Below are 17441 nucleotides of genomic sequence, written 5' to 3'. Positions count from 1 at the left end.
CGCGATAGGTGGAATCAGCTTGCCTTGCCGAGCGCCTGCTTGAAGGCCTTGGCCATGCCGTCGGTGGTGATCAGTACGACAACGTTCTTGCCGAGCAGCGTGAAGCGCATGCTGGCCTTCTTCGCCTTGTCGATCTCAGCCGCCACAGCCGCCGGCAATTCGATCTCGGCGCGGCAGAACCGGCCGGTACAGATGAAGTAGCGCCCGGTATATTCCGCAGTTTCGCCGATGATGAGCATCGGCGGCTTGGTCAGATCTACGCCCATCGGCACTTGCAGCACGGCGCGCGGCGTGTTGGACTTCGGCAATCGCCCGATCGCTACCTGGGCCACGATCTTGCGATCCTTCTCGGTGCCGGTGGCCAGCGTCTGCAGCATCTCGCAGAGATTGAGATCCTTCTCCCGCTTGCAGCGGACCATCCAGGCGCCATAGGTCTCGGTGCTGTTGGCCGCTTCCTGGGCGACGGTCACGCGCGAAGAAGCGGGATCGAGCAAGGCGGAAAAAGAAAGTAGGGCGGCGACGAGGACCTGCGAGAGTTTCATCTCTTCCACTCTGTCAAAGGATGCCTGCCCCTATTCTATCGGCCATCTGATCGATCACGACAAGCGCCCCGCCGCGGTGTCTCGCGAAACTGGACTTCCCAGATTCGCCCGTCAGTGAGGAATCTCACTTTTAGCCCGATCACGAACGTGCCCTTACGTCATCAAGACGGGCGAAGAATGGGCAATCAACAAAAGGTTGGACGGAAACGTTGGGAAGCCGGATGCGGATTTGTCCAAGTCTTTGAAAAGACTGGCGCGAGTGACGGGGCTCGAACCCGCGACCTTCGGCGTGACAGGCCGACGCTCTAACCAACTGAGCTACACCCGCATCTGGCGTGGGCGGGGTGATAGTGCAGCGCCTGCCGGGTGTCAAGCAAAGCGATACTTATTTTAACGGGCCCAAGGCGATACCCGCCTCTTTCAGCGTATCCCACACCAGGAAATGGACATCCGAGCCATAACCATTGGAGCCGGTGACCCAATAAGTCAGGCCAAATTGGATACCTTTGTCGCCAAACTGCTTGATATCGCAGGACGGGCCCGAGGGCCTCGCCAGGATATAGGGGTGCTTGGCGGCGGCGGCCTGAACGAGGTCCGGAATCTTATGGATATCGGTGTCGTAGGGCACCGTGAAGGCCACCTCGAAGCGCTGCAGGGGATCGGATTTTGTCCAGTTGACGAAAGCCGAGGTGATGAACTTCTCGTTCGGCACCATGATCTCCTTGCCGTCGCCGGTATGGAGTGTCGAGGAGCGCATATTGATCTCGCGCAGCGTGCCGGCCATGCCGCCGCCGACCTCGACATAATCACCCACCTTCATCGAACGCTCGAACAGCAGAATCATGCCGGAGATGAAGTTGGAGGCGATCTGCTGCAGTCCGAAACCCAAGCCGACGCCCAAGGCGCCGCCGAAGATGGTGAGCGCCGTCAGATCGAGGCCCAGCACCTGCAGGAGCAGGATGAACAGCAGCACGAACAGACCGATCTGGAAGATCTTGGCCAGCAATTCGCGCGTCGGGATATCGAGGGCTTCCTGCTTGCGGATGACCTTCTGGCCGGCATCGTTGGAGAGGCGTCCGAGCCAGAACAACACGCCGCCAAACACCGCCGCCTTGGCCAGGGTGTAGAGCGAGAGCCTGATATTGCCGGCCTCGAGCGACACCGAATCGAGATAGAGCGATACATTGTCGAGGACGCCGAAAACCTGCAGCGTCGCGATCGGGATGCCGATCCAGCGCGCCGCGGCATTGATCAGCGGGTGGCGGACGAAGCGCTTGATCGCCGCATAGAGCACGCCGATCACCGCGATGCTCTGGGCGAAACGGACGAGCCAGGAGGAGCCCACCGAGCCTTCCGCCACCTGGACGGCGATGGCCAGCATCAAGACGCAGAAAATGGGAAACAGAAGATCGCGGCAGCTATAGAGCCAGCGCCGAGCCTTGAGCAGCGGTCCCTGCTCCGGCTGGCTCTTGAAATAGGGCGTCTTCGCCTTGATCTGACGGTTGACGAAATGGGCGATCGCCACGGCCAGGATGATGGCGCCGATCTGAGCGTAGAATTGCGAGCTGACCAGCCAACCCAGCAGAATATCCAATACCTTCGTCGCTTCGATTTCTGCCTGGTCGATCGTCATTGCTTCCCCGTCACTCCTATTGGCACCACATCCACGCGCCAAAGCCCTCGCAGCCTTGTTGGGCTACGCCAACTTTATTCAAGCGAATGTGATCAAAACTGATTCTTTAAATAACTGATCGAACAAGGTTTTTTCTTGACGCTCTGGGGCTTTTACCGCAAAACCTGACAGCAATAGTCAGGAATTAGCTGGCATGGGGTCAATGGCCGGCAGAACAAGAGGAGCAAGTACATGAAGTCTATCGGGAAATTGGCGTATCTGGCGCTCGCGGCACCGTTTGCCGCCGCCCTTCTGGCGACCAGCGCGCTGGCCGACGGAGTCGTCAATGTCTATTCCTATCGGCAGCCCGAACTGATCAAGCCGCTCCTCGACGCATTTACCGCCGACACCGGCATCAAGACCAATGTGCTCTTCCTCGACAAGGGCCTCGAGGAGAAGATCGCCGAGGAAGGCGCCAATTCGCCGGCCGACGTGATTCTCACCGTCGATATCGGCCGGCTCCAGGCCGCCGAGGACAAGGGCGTCACCCAGCCGCTCGCGAGCGAGATCATAAACAAGGACATCCCGTCGCAATATCGCGATCCGGAAGGCAACTGGTTCGGCGTCACCACCCGCGCCCGCGTCGTTTATGCGTCGAAAGAGCGGGTGAAGCAGGACGCGATCACCTATGAAGAGCTCGCCGATCCCAAGTGGAAGGGCAAGATCTGCACGCGCTCCGGCCAGCATGTCTACACGATCGGCCTCATCGCCTCGATGATCGCCCATAATGGCGCCGAAAAGACCGAGGAATGGCTGAAAGGCGTGAAGGCCAATCTGGCGCGCAAGCCCGACGGTGGTGACCGCGACCAGGCCAAGGCGATCTTCGCCGGCGAATGCGACATCGCTCTCGGCAACACCTATTATGTCGGCCAGATGCAGACCGCCGAGAAGGAGCCCGAGCAGAAGGAATGGGCGGCCTCGATCAAGGTGCTGTTCCCCAATGCCAATGACCGCGGCACGCATGTCAACATCTCCGGCATGGCGCTGGCTAAATATGCTCCCAACAAGGACAACGCCGTGAAGCTCATGGAATTCCTGGCCAGCGACAAGGGCCAGACGCTTTATGGCGAGCGGGTCTTCGAATATCCGGTCGAACCCGGCATCAAGCCGTCCGACATCGTCTCGGCCTGGGGCACGCTCAAGCCCGACACGTTGCCGCTCGCCGACATCGCCAAGAACCGCAAGGCGGCCTCCGAGCTCGTCGACAAGGTCGGCTTCGACGAAGGCCCGGCGAGCTGAGCAGGCCGAGCGTGACGGCAAACACCATAACAAAGGGGCGCACGCGCCCCTTTTTCTCGTTCAGGGAGCATCGCGGGCTCACCATCGGTGCGGCCTTGACGGCGCTCGCCGTCCTCGTTCCCCTTCTCGCCCTCATTGCCTTGTCGCTGTCGGGCGGTGGTGCCGACTGGCCGCATCTCGCCCGCAATGTGCTGCCGGTGGCGCTGAAGACCACTCTTCTGGTGATGACGGGCGTCGCCCTCCTCACCGCCAGCATGGGCATCGTCCCGGCCTGGCTCACCGCCTATTACGAGTTTCCCGGCCGGCGCGTGCTTGCCTGGGCGCTGGTTCTGCCGCTCGCGGTGCCGACCTATCTCGCGGCCTACGCCTATGCCGAGTTCTTCACTTTCACCGGTCCGGCGCAATCGCTGATCCGCGCCTTGTTCGGCTTCAAGACCTCGCGTGACTACTGGTTCCCCGATATCCGTTCGCTCTGGGGCGCCGTAGTGATCCTGTCCTTCGTGCTCTATCCTTATGTCTATCTCACCACCCGCGCCGCCTTCCTGATGCAGGGCCGCAACGCCACCGATGTGGCGCGGACCCTTGGTGCGTCCCCCATCCGCGCGTTCTTCCAGGTGCTGCTGCCGATGGCGCGGCCCGCCATCATCGTCGGCGTGACGCTGGCGCTGATGGAAACACTCAACGATGTCGGTGCCGTCGAATTCCTCGGGGTGAAGACCCTCACCTCGGCCGTCTACACGACCTGGCTCAATCAAGGCAGCCTCAACGGCGCCGCGCAGATCGCCTGCATCATGCTGGTGGTGGTGCTGGGCGTCATCCTGGCGGAGCGCTGGGCCAGGCGCCGGCAGCGTTTCAATCTCGGCCGCAGCACGTCGATGGCCCGGCGCAGCAGCCTCCAGAAACTTTCCGGCTGGCGCGGGGCGCTCGCCTTCTTCTCGTGCCTGATGCCGATCGTCGCCGGTTTCGGTCTGCCGGTCTATGTGCTGGGCGGCTATGCGGTGAAGCGGCTCGACCAGTTGCTCGATCCGACCTTGCAGGAGGCGATCCTCACCAGCGTGCTGGTCGCGGGGGCCGCGGCTTTGGTCACGGTCGGCCTCGCTTTCCTCCTCACTTATGCGCTCCGGGTCACCCGCAGCCGCAACATGCTGCTGCTCAACCGGTTCGCTGCCTTGGGCTATGCCATTCCGGGCACGGTGCTGGCGCTCGGCATCCTCATTCCGCTGGCGCGCTTCGACAATTTCCTCGATCACTGGATGCAGAGCGCGTTCGGCATCAAGACCGGGCTGCTGCTCACCGGGTCGGCTCTGTGCATCATCTATGCAATGAGCGTGCGCTTCCTCGCCATGGCGGAAGGCGCCATCGAAGCGGGCTTCCATAAGATCCCCAGTCATATCGACATGGCGGCGCGCACCTTGGGGCGCAATCCGCGCGAGACGCTGACCCAGGTGCTGATCCCGATCCTGAAGCCCGCCTTCCTCACCGCCGGTCTCCTCGTCTTCATCGACGGCATCAAGGAGCTGTCGGCGACGATCCTGCTCCGGCCCTTCAACTACAATTCGCTCTCGACCTATGTCTATGAGCGGGCGTCCCGCGCCGCCGTCGAGGACGCTTCCGTCGCCGCCCTCCTCATCATGCTGGCCGGCATCCTGCCGGTGATCATGCTCTCACGCAGCATCAATGCCGGCGTGGCCAGGGCGGAAACGTAGCTGTAAACAGCACGCTTGCCGTCGGGACAAATTGGCCTAATCTGGCCTGAGACCTCTCTGGGTGGCGGTAACAATGCGCAGCGTACTGATCGTCATTGCGCTTCTTGTCGGTGCAATTCCGGCCTGGGCTGAACGCGGCCATGAGAACGAACGCGCCAAGCCGCCTCAGAGGGAGAACGGCCCGACGCCCCTCGTCAAGGCGTGGTGGCAGACTGTCGGCGATCCGGCAGTCTATGCCTTCCGCGATTGCGCCATCGTTCATATCACGATCGACCCTGACGCCACATCGCCAGGATATCTGGCCGGTCGGGAGGTATTCCGCGCCTGCGCGAAAGAATTCGATCATCTCCACGCCGTCCTCACCAGCGCCTATGGCGATGATGACAAGGTCAGAGCCGCCTTCGACAGTATCTCGCAGAACACCATCCTGCCGGCACTCGATGACGCGATCCAACGTAAGCTCGCCGTAGAGCCCCACCAACGGTCGCCGCAGGAGGAGGAATCCTGGACGGCGCTGGACCGGCTGTTCGACTGTGGGGCCGACTCGTCCCGGAGCCAGGCCACCACGACGACCGAAAGTGCCGAGGCCATCGTGAAGGCCACGCTCAGCCAATGCGCCCCGTTGCTGATGGACTACGTAAAACTCGCGGCGCCGACCGCGGCGCAAAAGCGGGAGGTGGAGCGAAAGGTTATCGCGAAATTCAAGCCTTTCGTCGTCCAGCAGATCGCGGAGATGCGCGCTGGTGAACAGCCACCGGCAACCGCTGCAAAGCCAGAAGCCGCCCCCTTGGTAGCGCCGTAATCCGAGGAGCGCACCTCCTGCGAAAATGCGCTTCCCGGCGCAGTCACCTCAGCACTGATATTCCCAGCGGCAGTAGCCTTGGTAATCGCAGGTCTGGATCCAGGCACCGAGCGCGCAATAGCTCGCCACCATGCCGGCCTTGGGCGACATTTCGAGCTTGGCCGCCTTCTCGTCGGGCTTGGCGCCCATGCTTTTCGCCGCCTCGACCATCTTCTTGATGTCATAGTGCTCAGGCTTGCCGTCGGCTTTTTTCTTGCCGCGCAGCTCGACCGGTCCGACGGTCGAGAGAAGCTTGGCGGCGACGAGCATCATCTCGCCGTCCTTCTCGTGCTCGGCGATGGCCGCAAGCGCCGTGCCGGTCTCGACGCGCATGCGCAGATTGGCGAACTGCTCAGGGCTCATCCTGTCGCCGGCAAAAGCGAAGGTCGAGGCTCCCACGAGCACCGCCAGGGCGCCCGCGCAAACAGATTTCCGTCCCAGATTCATGAGGGTCTCCCAGTTCAAGGTTGCAGATAAATCAGGCACATAAGGCCCGCCCGGCTTCCGGCTCTACGCCGATCCCCTGTCTTTCTCGTGGTGATAGCGCGCAGACAAAATGGCGTCTCGGGGCATCTCGGGACATTGCGGGGCAATTACCCGTCAGCCTTGCCCAACTGTCCCTCTGATGTATTCTCAACATCTGCTGCGCCGTTAAGGGGGAACTGTCATGGCCATATCGGCAAGACCGGCCTGGGTCGCCGGTTTAATCCTTGTCCTGACGATCGCTGCCCCGGTTTCGGCCCGGGCTCAAGATGGCGATGATCGCTTCATCGACCATGCCGTCCGCCAGATCGCCTGCGCCTATCCGCCCGATCCGACGGCGATGCTGCTTTATCTCAACAAGACCAAGCGTATCGATCTCAAGAAGGGCGCGCGCGTCGACAGCGAGACCTGCTGGAGCCTGCGTCCGCCGCTCGCAATCGAGGGCGTCCGCTTCACACATATCTGCGCTTCGGCCGAGGATCCCCTCCTCATCGAGCTCTTCCCGCGGCTCTATTATCGGGGCCCCGGAACATCGGCCGGCACGGGCCTGCGGCTCATCACCAATGCGGAGCGCCCCGCTCTCGATGAATGGATCAAGCGGATCAACGAACGCGCTATGGTCAAAGGCGATACCAAGCTCGTCGTCGGGGCTCCCTCCTTCGCCGAAGGCAAAGCGGAAGTCTCCTGCAACAGCAGGAGTTTCCTGGGCGACTGAGTCCCTATGGTCTACTGACCCTTCAGAATCGTATTCGCCGCACTTCCTTCGACCTGATCGATCACCAGCAGCTTGACCGCGTCACTCCCGATATTCTCGGCGCGGTGCCACTGGTTGATCATTTCAACGACGAAATCACCGGTCTTGTAGATCTTGGCTTCATTGGTCTCGACATTGATGACCTTCAGCGTTCCCGCCTGAACGACGGCATAACGCGCGAAAGGATGCTTGTGGACCGGCAGCGTGGCGCCCGGCGCGATATCAAAGGTGGAAACAATCACCCTTACGTTGTTCTGCGGGAGGACGATCGGCTTTCCGGATGCCGTTTCGGTTTTCTCGTAGAGCGGCGTGACCGTCACCGCCTCGAGTGCCAATGCCGCGCCGGCCGAAAGGGCTACGGCCATCATCGCCAGAACTATTCTTGTTGTTGTCACGCGCTTTCTCCCAAGCCAAACCGCAGGCGACCTTACACATATCGAATATTCCGACAAGGAAGTTCGCAAGCGGGCAAGACGGAAGTCTCACGCGGCAATACGGGTTTCCGGAGCGGGCGAAGCCGGACGGCGCAGGATCATCAGCCGGTTGACCCGCCTGCGCTGCAGAAGCGCCATGACGGTGCCGATCGTATCGCCGATGCGGAAGTTCAAGCGGATCGGGCCTGGCACCAGGCGCGCCGGAATGGGCTCGAAGCCCCAGCGCTTATAGTGATGCGCGTGACGCTTGCGGGTGATCACGTGAACGGCGTTCGTTTCGCCGCCGAGAAGGAAGTCAATGATGCGCGCCGAAACTCCGCAGCCGCGCCAGAGAGGCGCCACGACGACCGATCCGAGCTCGCGCGAGCCGTCGCGGTAATGACGTATCTGGCTGGCGCCGATGAGCTCGCCGCCACTGACGGCGACTGCGAAGTTGCGGAAATGGAGGTGATGCGGATTGAGCCGCTCGCGGCGTACCATCGCGTGAATGGCCGGCTCGTCTTCGGCCATGGCGCGACGGATGACGATGGCGGGATGGGCGGTGATCATGGAACCTCCACGAGGCCAGTTGATCACGCACATACGCGCGAACCCGCCGTTCCATGCCGGGTGAAATCATATTGCCGCCGAGAGAGAACTGGTGGGCGATGAGAGACTCGAACTCCCGACATCTTCGGTGTAAACGAAGCGCTCTACCAACTGAGCTAATCGCCCGCTCCAGCCGGGGTATTAGCTGCCGGGGCCCCTTAAAGCAAGCCTGTCAGGCCGGGCGCCTTCCGGTCACCAGCCGGAACATGTTCCGCAGTCTCACCCGGCCGTCATCGGCGCCGGCAAAGGGGGCCAGCGCCGCATTGAGCGCGCCCCGCACCTTCGCCTCTCCGGCATGGCGCACCGTGCTCTCCGAAGCCGCCAGGATGGCGTTGGCGGCGGCGTCGCGGTCGGCATAGATCAAGGTCGCGATGAGATCGCCGCAGACTTCGAGATCGAGCCCGGCGGCGCGCATGAACCCCTCCGCGGTCTCGGCGAGCGGCGGTCGTGCCGGCGGCGGCTTCGGCGGGTCGAGTGCCCAGACGGCCGGCATCACCTCGCTCATCAATTCGCATTTGTCGCGCTGGCCCCAGACCAGCATCGTCACCGCACCACCGGCGCGTGCCACGCGCCTCGCCTCGGCAAATGCCTTGGCCGGATCATCGGCGAACTGGAAGACATTGATTCCGGTCACCGCATCGAAGCTCTCATCGGCAAAAGGCAAAGCCTGCATGTCGCCCACCCGGATGTCGACCGAGCCCAAGCGCTCGCGTGCGATGGCGGCCAGATTCTCCGCCGCGTCGAAGCCTGAAACCACGGCGCCGCGCTCCTGCGCCAGAACCAGGGTACCGCCCGCGCCGCAACCAATGTCGAGATGGCAGGTGCCTTGCCCGATCCCCGCCTGATCGAGAACGGCGGTGAAGACGTCGCGCCAAGCCGGTTCGCCACAGCGCGCCCAATCACGCGCCCTGGCGCCCCACAGCTCGCCCTGTTCCTTCGCAGTAGCCATCATCCCCCCTTTACGCGCGGCGGCGCTATTTGGTGTCAGGAGATGAAAGGACGGATCGGGCGGGATGATGGCGGAAGGCTGAAACCGAACCACTGACCAATTCAAATAAAATGCCCCGCATGTTCTGAAGGGCATGCGGGGCCGATGTGATTTGAGTAGCTGGAGTGAAATGTTCTAGCCGTTCACCGCCTTCTTCAAGTTTTTGCCGGCCTTGAATTTCGGCCGCTTCGATGCCGGAAGCTTGATCATCTGGCCGTTCTGCGGATTACGCGCCTGGCCCGCTTTGCGGCGCGTCACCGAAAATGTGCCGAAGCCGACCAGCCTGACATCGTCGCCGCCACGCAGCGCCCGCATGATGTTGGCGAGGGTGGCGACGACCGCCTCGCCCGCTTCGCCCTTGGTCAGCTTGGCATCCTTTGCCACTTTGGCGATGAGTTCGTTTTTGTTCATGACCTCGATCCTCGTTTTGATGAGTGAGCTCACGCACTACGCAACACGCCATTGACCGGCATGGTCGTCCAACGAACCGGCATTGCAAGGGCTATTCTCCGGCCCCTGAATTCGCGGTTCAATTCAAGCGCTTATTGGCACCCCGCAATAAAAACGCGGCGCCTCCTGACGGAGACGCCGCGCATTTTTTGATCAGACTGATTCGCCGAAACCCTTGATTCCTATGGGAATCCGGTGGCGTTTCAGTGGGCGGTCATGGCCTCGCCGGCATCATCGCCCTTGCGGGCGGCGGCGCGGGCGGCGGCCTCCTCGGCCTCCTCATCCCAGGTGATGGGATCGGGGTAGCGCGTCAGAGCGTGATGCAGCACCTCGTCCATCCGGGCGACCGGAATGATCTCCATCTCGGACTTCACATTGTCCGGGATGTCGGCCAGATCCTTGGCATTTTCTTCCGGGATCATGACCTTCTTGATGCCCGCGCGGAGCGCTGCAAGGAGTTTCTCCTTGAGCCCGCCGATCGGCAGGATGCGACCTCTGAGTGTGATCTCACCCGTCATCGCCACATCCTTGCGGACCGGGATGCCGGTCATCACCGAGACGATTGCCGTAACCATCGCGATGCCAGCCGAGGGACCGTCCTTCGGCGTAGCGCCTTCCGGCACATGCACGTGGATGTCCTTCTTGTCGAACACCGGCGGCTTGACGCCGATATCGGTGGCCCTGGAGCGCACATAGGAGGACGCAGCAGAGATCGATTCCTTCATCACGTCGCGCAAGTTGCCGGTGACGGTCATCTTGCCCTTGCCCGGCATCATGAGCGCTTCGATGGTGAGGATCTCGCCGCCGACCTCGGTCCAGGCGAGACCGGTGACCACACCCACCTGATCTTCCTGGTCGATTTCGCCATGGCGGAACTTCGGCACGCCAAGATACTTCTCGACGATGTCGGGTGTCGCCTTGATCTTCTTCTTGACGTTCTTGGACATCATGATGTCCTTGATCGCCTTGCGGGAGAGCGAGTTGATCTCACGCTCGAGATTGCGCACACCGGCTTCCCGCGTATAGCGGCGGATCACTTCCATGATGCCGGCATCGGTGAGCTCGAACTCCTTCTTCTCCAGGCCGTGGTTCTCCATGGCCTTGGGGAGCAGATGGCGCTTGGCGATCTCGAGCTTCTCCTGCTCGGTATAGCCGGCGATGCGGATGATCTCCATGCGGTCCATCAGGGCCGGCGGGATATTGAGCGTATTCGCCGTGGTCACGAACATCACATTCGAGAGATCGTACTCGACCTCGAGATAGTGGTCCATGAAGGACGAATTCTGCTCAGGATCCAGCACTTCGAGAAGCGCCGATGACGGATCGCCGCGGAAATCCATGCCCATCTTGTCGATCTCGTCGAGCAGGAAGAGCGGGTTGGACTTCTTGGCCTTCCTCATCGACTGGATGACCTTGCCGGGCATCGAGCCGATATAGGTGCGGCGATGACCACGGATCTCGGCCTCGTCGCGCACGCCGCCAAGCGACATGCGGATGAATTCGCGACCCGTCGCCTTGGCGATCGACTTGCCGAGCGAGGTCTTGCCGACACCCGGAGGGCCGACGAGGCACAGGATCGGCCCACGCAGCTTGTTGGTGCGGCTCTGCACGGCGAGATACTCGACGATGCGCTCCTTCACTTTCTCGAGTCCGAAGTGATCGGAATTGAGTGTGTCATCGGCGAATTTGAGGTCGCGCTTGATCTTGCTCTTCTGGCCCCACGGTATGTTGAGCAGCCAGTCGAGATAGTTGCGCACCACCGTCGCCTCGGCCGACATCGGGCTCATCTGACGGAGCTTCTTCAGTTCCGCATCAGCGCGCTCGCGCGCTTCCTTGGAGAGCTTGGTGTTCTTGATCTTCTGGTCGAGCTCGTTCAACTCGTCGCGCTCGTCGCCATCGCCGAGTTCCTTCTGAATGGCCTTCATCTGCTCATTCAAATAGTACTCGCGCTGGGTCTTCTCCATCTGGCGCTTGACGCGCGAGCGGATGCGCTTCTCGACCTGAAGGACCGAGATCTCGCTTTCCATGAGCGCATAGACCTTCTCAAGACGCTTCGAGGCCGAAGTCAGCTCGAGCAGTTCCTGCTTCTCGGGAATCTTGATGGCGAGGTGCGCGGCGATCGTGTCGGCGAGCTTCGCATAGTCGGTGATCTGCGACAAAGTCGCCATCACTTCCTGCGGCACCTTCTTGTTGAGCTTCACATAGCTCTCGAACTGCGCCATGGCGGTGCGCGACAAAGCCTCGGTCTCGGCCTGGTCGTCGGTGTCGTCGGGCAGGACATTGACCTTCGCCTCGAAGAATTCGGCGCGGTCGGTGAAGCTTTCGATCTTGGCGCGCTCCAGCCCCTCGACGAGGACTTTGACGGTGCCATCCGGCAGCTTGAGGAGCTGCAGGACCTGGGCGAGCGTGCCGACCTCGTAGATGGCATTGGCCTGCGGATCATCGTCCGCCGGGTTCTTCTGCGCCACCAGCAGAATGCGCTTCTCCTCGCGCATCACGTCCTCGAGCGCGCGGATGGACTTCTCGCGGCCGACGAAGAGCGGCACGATCATGTGCGGGAAAACGACGATATCGCGAAGCGGGAGGACAGGGAGCGTTTCGGGTCCGGCTGAAGAAGCTGGCCGGGAGGGAGTCGAGGTCATTTTGTTTCCTTTCGCGGGTTAGGCCACGCGTGAAATCCGCACTCTGGATACGCTTCCCGCTGGGCAAACGCATCAACTTTAAGCCACGGACTTTCGGTGCCGGGATCCAAGCTGTACCTATCCGCAATTACGCAGTTTACGCGGAACTCGACGGACGGACAGCTTAAATCCGCTCCTCACATGGAGGCAGCGTTAACGTATTTCAATCCCTTGACAAAAGGGCCCGCTCTACCGGTTCCCGGCCCGCTTCAGGCCGAGACCGGGGCGGCTTTGACCGGCTGCTTTTCGCGATCGGCATAGATCAGCAAGGGACGCGCGTCGCCTTCGACGACATCCCTCGAAATGACGACCTCCTGGACCCCGTCCATGGCCGGCAAATCGAACATCGTGTCGAGAAGGATCGCTTCCATGATGGAGCGCAGGCCACGGGCGCCGGTCTTGCGGTCGATAGCCTTGCGGGCGATCGAGCGCATCGCCTCTTCGGCGATGGTCAGCTTGACGCCCTCGAGCTCGAACAGACGCTGATACTGCTTGACCAGCGCATTCTTCGGCTCGCTCAGGATCTGGATCAGCGCCGGCTCGTCGAGATCCTCGAGCGTGGCGACGACCGGAAGACGGCCGACGAATTCGGGGATGAGACCGAATTTGAGCAGGTCTTCGGGTTCCAGGGTCTTCAACACCTCGCCGGTGCGGCGATCTTCAGGCGACTTGACCTCGGCGCCGAAGCCGATGCCGGAGCCCTTGCCGCGCTGCGCGATGATGCGCTCGAGGCCGGCGAAAGCGCCGCCGCAGATGAACAGGATGTTGGTGGTGTCGACCTGCAGGAACTCCTGCTGCGGATGCTTGCGGCCGCCCTGCGGAGGAACCGAGGCAACGGTTCCTTCCATGATCTTGAGGAGCGCCTGCTGCACGCCCTCGCCCGACACGTCGCGGGTGATCGAGGGATTGTCCGACTTGCGCGAAATCTTGTCGACCTCGTCGATATAGACGATGCCGCGCTGAGCGCGCTCGACATTGTAGTCGGCCGACTGCAGCAGCTTCAGGATGATGTTCTCGACGTCCTCGCCGACATAGCCGGCTTCGGTGAGCGTCGTCGCATCGGCCATGGTGAAGGGCACGTCGAGGATGCGGGCGAGCGTCTGGGCGAGCAAGGTCTTGCCGCAGCCGGTCGGACCGACCAGCAGAATGTTCGACTTCGCCAGCTCGACGTCGTTGTTCTTCTGCGCGTGGTTCAGGCGCTTATAGTGATTGTGGACCGCGACCGAGAGGACCTTCTTGGCGTGGTCCTGGCCGATGACATAGTCGTCGAGAACCTTGCGGATCTCGTGCGGGGTCGGCACGCCGTCCTTGGTCTTCACCAGCGAGGATTTGTTTTCCTCGCGGATGATGTCCATGCACAATTCCACGCATTCGTCGCAGATGAATACCGTCGGCCCGGCAATGAGCTTGCGGACCTCGTGCTGACTCTTTCCGCAGAAAGAGCAGTACAGGGTGTTCTTGCTGTCGCCGCCACCGGACTTGGTCATTTCAATACTTCCTCGAACTCTGAACGGGCCGTATCTGCGTGGATGTCACCATTTTGACACGACCGACTCAATTTGAGCATGCGCCCCGTTGGTTAATCAAGAATTGATTCAACTGGCATGCCAGCTGCCGGAGGGGTAGCTCCCATAGTACAAATAATAAGGTGTAAAGGCCAAATCCGCCAATTATTTGGACTCCGCCGGCGCCGGACGCTTGTCGATCACCTTATCGATAAGGCCAAACTCCTTGGCGGCCTCGGCGGTGAGAAAATTATCCCGTTCCAGCGCCTGCTCGACCGCCTTGAGCGGCTGACCGGTGTGCTTTTCATAGATCTCGTTCAGCCGGCGCTTCAGGCTTTCCACTTCCTTGGCGTGGATCAGGATGTCGGTCACCTGGCCCTGAAAACCGCCGGACGGCTGATGCACCATGATGCGGGCATTGGGCAACGCGAAACGCATGCCCTTGTCGCCGGCGCAGAGCAGCAGCGAGCCCATCGAGGCCGCCTGGCCCATCACCGTGGTCGAGATCGGCGGACGGATGAATTGCATTGTGTCGTAGATCGACAGGCCTGACGTAACGACGCCGCCCGGCGAGTTGATATACATCGAAATCTCTTTCTTCGGGTTTTCCGCCTCGAGAAAGAGAAGCTGCATCGACACCGAAGCCGCCACGCCATCGTCGATCGGCCCGGTGATAAAGATGATGCGCTCACGCAGAAGCCTTGACGGCAGGTCATAAACGCGCTCGCCGCGCGTCTCCTGGACGATGACCTGGGGCCAGAAAGAACCATAAGTTTCAATAGGATCGCGCATGAAAGTCCCGGATATTGCGAATCAGAATGAGATCAGAGCCCAGCATAGATAGGTGATTGCCGGGCTAATCGGAAGAGGTGCAGCATATTCCTCATCCCATAGCAAGTCCCGCCAAAGCGAAGCTTTGGCTATAAGGACTTGCACCAACTATTATTTTGGCGCGTGATCGGAACGGAAAACCGGGCCACTTTTCCGGATCACGCGCCGTCAAGGGATTTGCAACCCGAGGCCCCGTGCCCCATTATTGCGGCATCATGCCTGTCCTAGACATTGTCGTCGTTCTCATCCTCATTTTCATCAATGGCCTTTTCGCGATGTCGGAACTCGCGATCGTCTCCGCCAGACGCACCCGCCTCAAGACATTGGCCGACCGGGGCGTAAAAGGCGCCCGGCGCGCCATGGCGCTGGCCGCCAATCCCGGTCGCTTCCTCTCCGCCGTCCAGATCGGCATCACCCTCGTCGGCATCCTGGCCGGCGCCTATTCGGGCGCCTCGCTCGGCGATTACCTGTCGCTCTGGCTGCAGAGCCTCGGCATGGCGCGCGGCTGGGCGGAACCCGTCGGCCTCGGCATCGTCGTGGCGCTCATTACCTATCTCTCGCTCATCATCGGCGAATTGGTGCCCAAGCAGCTCGCTTTGCGCAATGCCGAGCGCATCGCCTGCATCGTCGCCCCGTTCATGACCATTCTGTCGCGGGTGATGGGCCCCGTCGTCACGCTTCTCGACGCCTCCGGGCGCTTCGTCCTGTTCATCCTTCGCCGTAAGGCTTCGCCCGAATCGCAGGTAACTGAAGAAGAAATCCGCACCCTCGTGGCCGAGGCAGAGACCGCGGGCGTCCTCGGGCGCGATGAGCGTCAGATGATCTCAGGCGTCATGCAGCTCGGCGACCGGCCGGTCCGCGCCGTCATGACGCCACGCCACGACGTCGACATCATCGACCTCACCGGCAGTGCCGCCGAGATCCGCAAAGCCATCACCGAGAGCGTCCATTCACGCATCCCGGTCACCGACGGCGATCCCGAAGTGATCATCGGCATCCTCCAGGCCAAGGACCTGCTCGATGCCTATCTCAAGGGCAAAAGGCCCGACCCCAAGAAATTCGTGCGCGAGGCGGCGATCATTCCCGACACGATGGACGCGCTCGACGTGGTGGCGAAGCTCAAGGACAGTCCCGTCCATGTCGGCCTCGTCCATGACGAGTTCGGCCATTTCGAGGGCGTCGTCACCACCGCCGACATCCTCGAGGCGATCGTCGGCAGCTTCCATACCGAGGAAGGTGCGCCCGAGCCCGATGCGGTCGAGCGCGAGGACGGCTCATGGCTCCTCGCCGGCAGCATGCCGGTCGACGACTTGATGGAACTCATCAGCATGCCGCTGCCCGACAAACGCGTCTATCACACGGTGGCCGGCCTCATGCTCGAACGCTTCGGCCGCCTGCCCAAGATCGGCGAACATACCGAATTCGGCGGCTGGCGCTTCGAGATCCTCGATCTCGACCAGCGCCGTATCGACAAAGTTCTGGCCATGCGGGCGCCCGCGCTCCGGCGAAAGGGGGCGTAAGTGACGGAACCGCATAACGAACGCCTGTCCGACATCCTGAAAAGGCTGGCGCAGGACCACAATCCAGACCTGACTTTGGGCGACGTCGTGCGCGCTTTGGGCGAGCGCGGCTTCGGCGCGCTCATTCTGCTGCTGGCGGCGCCCAACATCATCCCGTTGCCGCCGGGCTCCTCCTTCATCTTCGGCGTGCCGCTCGTCTTCATCACTGCGCAGCTGATGATCAAGCAGGACAAGGTCTGGCTGCCGCAGAAACTGATGAACGCCAAAGTCGGCGGCGGACGCCTGCCCTATCTGCTCAACCGCCTGGTGCCCTATGTCGTCAAGGTCGAAAGGCTCCTCAAGCCGCGCGGCACACTGCTCACCTCCTCGCTCGGCGAAAGGCTGGCAGGCCTCGCCGGCCTCTTCTGCGCGATCATCCTGCTGCTGCCGATCCCCGGCGCCAATATGGCGCCGGCTCTGGCGCTGTGCTGCTTCGCGCTCGGCCTCATCGAGCAGGACGATCTCGCCATGGCGGGCGGCTGGTTCGGCACCGCCGCCACCGTCGTCATTCTCATCCTGCTCTATCTCTTCGGCACCGCGATCTTCGCCTTCCTGAGCAACTGGTTGGCACCGTAGTCCATTGGCGACGGCCTGTTACATCACACACCCGCAGGTCCGCATCGACGCCGATGTGCCGGTGCCCGACTGGGGCCTGTCCGACCTCGGCCGCGCGCGGGCGCAAAGGATGCTCGGCCAGCCCTGGGTGAGATCGATCCGGCGGATCGTGTCTTCGGGCGAAAGAAAGGCCATCGAGACGGCGGAAATCCTGGGACGTCATCTCGGCATCGCGCCGGAGATCCGCGAGAAGATGCATGAGAACGACCGCTCGGCGACGGGCTTCCTGCCGCCGCCCGAGTTCGAGGCCGTCGCCGATCAGTTCTTCGCCCATCCCGAGACCAGCATTCGCGGCTGGGAACGCGCGATCGACGCGCAAGCGCGCATCCGTGCCGAGGTCGACGAGGTTCTTGCCGGTCACACCGGAGGCGACATCGCCTTTGTCGGACATGGTGGCGTCGGCACGCTGCTCCTTCTGTCCCTGACGGGGCGCCCGATCAGCCGGAGCGCCGATCAGCCTGGCGGCGGCGGCAACTACTTCACTTTCACTGTGCCGGACTTGCGGCCCGTTCACGGCTGGCGCCCCATCGACGGGCCATAGAAAACAAAAAGG

17 protein-coding genes and 2 tRNA genes are annotated in these 17441 nt (G+C 61.9%); 7 read left to right on the top strand and 12 right to left on the bottom strand.

From position 1 onward, the window contains the following. Positions 1 to 14: 14 nt before the first annotated feature. The 3 genes from JHL16_RS07645 to JHL16_RS07635 all read right to left on the bottom strand — a co-directional run bounded on the left by JHL16_RS07645 (position 15) and on the right by JHL16_RS07635 (position 2175). The gene (locus JHL16_RS07645) at positions 15 to 542 is read right to left on the bottom strand and encodes an invasion associated locus B family protein (protein WP_200184277.1); all 528 of its coding nucleotides are present in this window, start codon (positions 540 to 542) and stop codon (positions 15 to 17) included. Positions 543 to 793: 251 nt separating this feature from the next. Next, a tRNA-Asp gene (locus JHL16_RS07640) sits at positions 794 to 870 on the bottom strand. A gap of 57 nt (positions 871 to 927) precedes the next feature. Beyond that, positions 928 to 2175, bottom strand: a complete 1248-nt coding sequence (locus tag JHL16_RS07635) for a mechanosensitive ion channel family protein (protein ID WP_200184276.1) — start codon at positions 2173 to 2175, stop codon at positions 928 to 930. A 231-nt stretch (positions 2176 to 2406) separates the two neighbouring features. Between JHL16_RS07635 and JHL16_RS07630 the strand changes: the two genes are divergently transcribed. The 3 genes from JHL16_RS07630 to JHL16_RS07620 all read left to right on the top strand — a co-directional run bounded on the left by JHL16_RS07630 (position 2407) and on the right by JHL16_RS07620 (position 5961). Then, a complete protein-coding gene (locus JHL16_RS07630) occupies positions 2407 to 3453 on the top strand; it encodes a Fe(3+) ABC transporter substrate-binding protein (RefSeq protein WP_200184275.1) in 1047 nt (348 codons plus the stop codon). A gap of 11 nt (positions 3454 to 3464) precedes the next feature. Continuing rightward, positions 3465 to 5159, top strand: a complete 1695-nt coding sequence (locus tag JHL16_RS07625; RefSeq protein ID WP_200184274.1) for an ABC transporter permease subunit — start codon at positions 3465 to 3467, stop codon at positions 5157 to 5159. A 73-nt stretch (positions 5160 to 5232) separates the two neighbouring features. Continuing rightward, on the top strand, positions 5233 to 5961 hold the full coding sequence (locus JHL16_RS07620; protein ID WP_200184273.1) for a hypothetical protein: 729 nt from the start codon (positions 5233 to 5235) through the stop codon (positions 5959 to 5961). Between the two features lie 48 nt (positions 5962 to 6009). Here the strand turns inward: JHL16_RS07620 and JHL16_RS07615 are convergent, their stop codons facing one another. Continuing rightward, positions 6010 to 6447, bottom strand: a complete 438-nt coding sequence (locus JHL16_RS07615; protein WP_200184272.1) for a hypothetical protein — start codon at positions 6445 to 6447, stop codon at positions 6010 to 6012. Positions 6448 to 6667: 220 nt separating this feature from the next. Between JHL16_RS07615 and JHL16_RS07610 the strand changes: the two genes are divergently transcribed. Further along, positions 6668 to 7198, top strand: coding sequence for a hypothetical protein (locus JHL16_RS07610; RefSeq protein ID WP_200184271.1), 531 nt, complete (start codon positions 6668 to 6670; stop codon positions 7196 to 7198). 11 nt (positions 7199 to 7209) lie between these two features. Here JHL16_RS07610 and JHL16_RS07605 read toward each other — a convergent pair whose 3' ends face one another. The 8 genes from JHL16_RS07605 to JHL16_RS07570 form a co-directional block, all read right to left on the bottom strand. After that, positions 7210 to 7605, bottom strand: coding sequence for a cupin domain-containing protein (locus JHL16_RS07605; RefSeq protein WP_200184970.1), 396 nt, complete (start codon positions 7603 to 7605; stop codon positions 7210 to 7212). Between the two features lie 114 nt (positions 7606 to 7719). Continuing rightward, positions 7720 to 8220, bottom strand: coding sequence for a GNAT family N-acetyltransferase (locus tag JHL16_RS07600; RefSeq protein ID WP_200184270.1), 501 nt, complete (start codon positions 8218 to 8220; stop codon positions 7720 to 7722). 89 nt (positions 8221 to 8309) lie between these two features. Then, a tRNA-Val gene (locus JHL16_RS07595) sits at positions 8310 to 8385 on the bottom strand. 46 nt (positions 8386 to 8431) lie between these two features. Beyond that, a complete protein-coding gene (locus tag JHL16_RS07590) occupies positions 8432 to 9211 on the bottom strand; it encodes a class I SAM-dependent methyltransferase (RefSeq protein ID WP_200184269.1) in 780 nt (259 codons plus the stop codon). A 171-nt stretch (positions 9212 to 9382) separates the two neighbouring features. Beyond that, positions 9383 to 9658 carry an HU family DNA-binding protein gene (locus JHL16_RS07585; protein WP_200184268.1) on the bottom strand — a complete coding sequence of 92 codons (276 nt, stop codon included), beginning with the start codon at positions 9656 to 9658 and terminating at the stop codon, positions 9383 to 9385. A gap of 242 nt (positions 9659 to 9900) precedes the next feature. Further along, the gene (lon, locus tag JHL16_RS07580; protein ID WP_200184267.1) at positions 9901 to 12339 is read right to left on the bottom strand and encodes an endopeptidase La; all 2439 of its coding nucleotides are present in this window, start codon (positions 12337 to 12339) and stop codon (positions 9901 to 9903) included. Positions 12340 to 12587: 248 nt separating this feature from the next. After that, the gene (clpX, locus tag JHL16_RS07575) at positions 12588 to 13865 is read right to left on the bottom strand and encodes an ATP-dependent Clp protease ATP-binding subunit ClpX (RefSeq protein ID WP_137855274.1); all 1278 of its coding nucleotides are present in this window, start codon (positions 13863 to 13865) and stop codon (positions 12588 to 12590) included. A 183-nt stretch (positions 13866 to 14048) separates the two neighbouring features. Beyond that, positions 14049 to 14675 carry an ATP-dependent Clp protease proteolytic subunit gene (locus JHL16_RS07570; RefSeq protein WP_200184266.1) on the bottom strand — a complete coding sequence of 209 codons (627 nt, stop codon included), beginning with the start codon at positions 14673 to 14675 and terminating at the stop codon, positions 14049 to 14051. Between the two features lie 254 nt (positions 14676 to 14929). Here JHL16_RS07570 and JHL16_RS07565 point away from each other — a divergent pair, with 254 nt between their 5' ends. From JHL16_RS07565 to JHL16_RS07555, 3 genes are read left to right on the top strand one after another with little or no spacing between them, the layout of a single operon-like run. Next, positions 14930 to 16234, top strand: a complete 1305-nt coding sequence (locus JHL16_RS07565) for a hemolysin family protein (RefSeq protein ID WP_200184265.1) — start codon at positions 14930 to 14932, stop codon at positions 16232 to 16234. Next, on the top strand, positions 16235 to 16849 hold the full coding sequence (locus tag JHL16_RS07560; RefSeq protein ID WP_200184264.1) for an exopolysaccharide biosynthesis protein: 615 nt from the start codon (positions 16235 to 16237) through the stop codon (positions 16847 to 16849). It begins immediately after the preceding gene. 4 nt (positions 16850 to 16853) lie between these two features. Beyond that, on the top strand, positions 16854 to 17429 hold the full coding sequence (locus JHL16_RS07555; RefSeq protein ID WP_200184263.1) for a histidine phosphatase family protein: 576 nt from the start codon (positions 16854 to 16856) through the stop codon (positions 17427 to 17429). Positions 17430 to 17441: the final 12 nt, after the last annotated feature.

The organism is Taklimakanibacter albus (genome assembly GCF_016595235.1).
GTDB lineage: Bacteria > Pseudomonadota > Alphaproteobacteria > Rhizobiales > Aestuariivirgaceae > Taklimakanibacter > Taklimakanibacter albus.
Note: the sequence above shows the minus strand (reverse complement) of the source record. Positions and strands in the feature narration are given on the sequence as shown.

Excerpts from the sequence above, each read along its gene's own strand:
- JHL16_RS07645 (WP_200184277.1), bottom strand. The coding sequence starts at position 542 with ATGAAACTCTCGCAGGTCCTCGTCGCCGCCCTACTTTCTTTTTCCGCC.
- JHL16_RS07635 (WP_200184276.1), bottom strand. The coding sequence starts at position 2,175 with ATGACGATCGACCAGGCAGAAATCGAAGCGACGAAGGTATTGGATATT.
- JHL16_RS07630 (WP_200184275.1), top strand. The coding sequence starts at position 2,407 with ATGAAGTCTATCGGGAAATTGGCGTATCTGGCGCTCGCGGCACCGTTT.
- JHL16_RS07620 (WP_200184273.1), top strand. The coding sequence starts at position 5,233 with ATGCGCAGCGTACTGATCGTCATTGCGCTTCTTGTCGGTGCAATTCCG.
- JHL16_RS07615 (WP_200184272.1), bottom strand. The coding sequence starts at position 6,447 with ATGAATCTGGGACGGAAATCTGTTTGCGCGGGCGCCCTGGCGGTGCTC.
- JHL16_RS07610 (WP_200184271.1), top strand. The coding sequence starts at position 6,668 with ATGGCCATATCGGCAAGACCGGCCTGGGTCGCCGGTTTAATCCTTGTC.
- JHL16_RS07605 (WP_200184970.1), bottom strand. The coding sequence starts at position 7,605 with ATGATGGCCGTAGCCCTTTCGGCCGGCGCGGCATTGGCACTCGAGGCG.
- JHL16_RS07600 (WP_200184270.1), bottom strand. The coding sequence starts at position 8,220 with ATGATCACCGCCCATCCCGCCATCGTCATCCGTCGCGCCATGGCCGAA.
- JHL16_RS07590 (WP_200184269.1), bottom strand. The coding sequence starts at position 9,211 with ATGATGGCTACTGCGAAGGAACAGGGCGAGCTGTGGGGCGCCAGGGCG.
- JHL16_RS07585 (WP_200184268.1), bottom strand. The coding sequence starts at position 9,658 with ATGAACAAAAACGAACTCATCGCCAAAGTGGCAAAGGATGCCAAGCTG.
- lon (WP_200184267.1), bottom strand. The coding sequence starts at position 12,339 with ATGACCTCGACTCCCTCCCGGCCAGCTTCTTCAGCCGGACCCGAAACG.
- clpX (WP_137855274.1), bottom strand. The coding sequence starts at position 13,865 with ATGACCAAGTCCGGTGGCGGCGACAGCAAGAACACCCTGTACTGCTCT.
- JHL16_RS07570 (WP_200184266.1), bottom strand. The coding sequence starts at position 14,675 with ATGCGCGATCCTATTGAAACTTATGGTTCTTTCTGGCCCCAGGTCATC.
- JHL16_RS07565 (WP_200184265.1), top strand. The coding sequence starts at position 14,930 with ATGCCTGTCCTAGACATTGTCGTCGTTCTCATCCTCATTTTCATCAAT.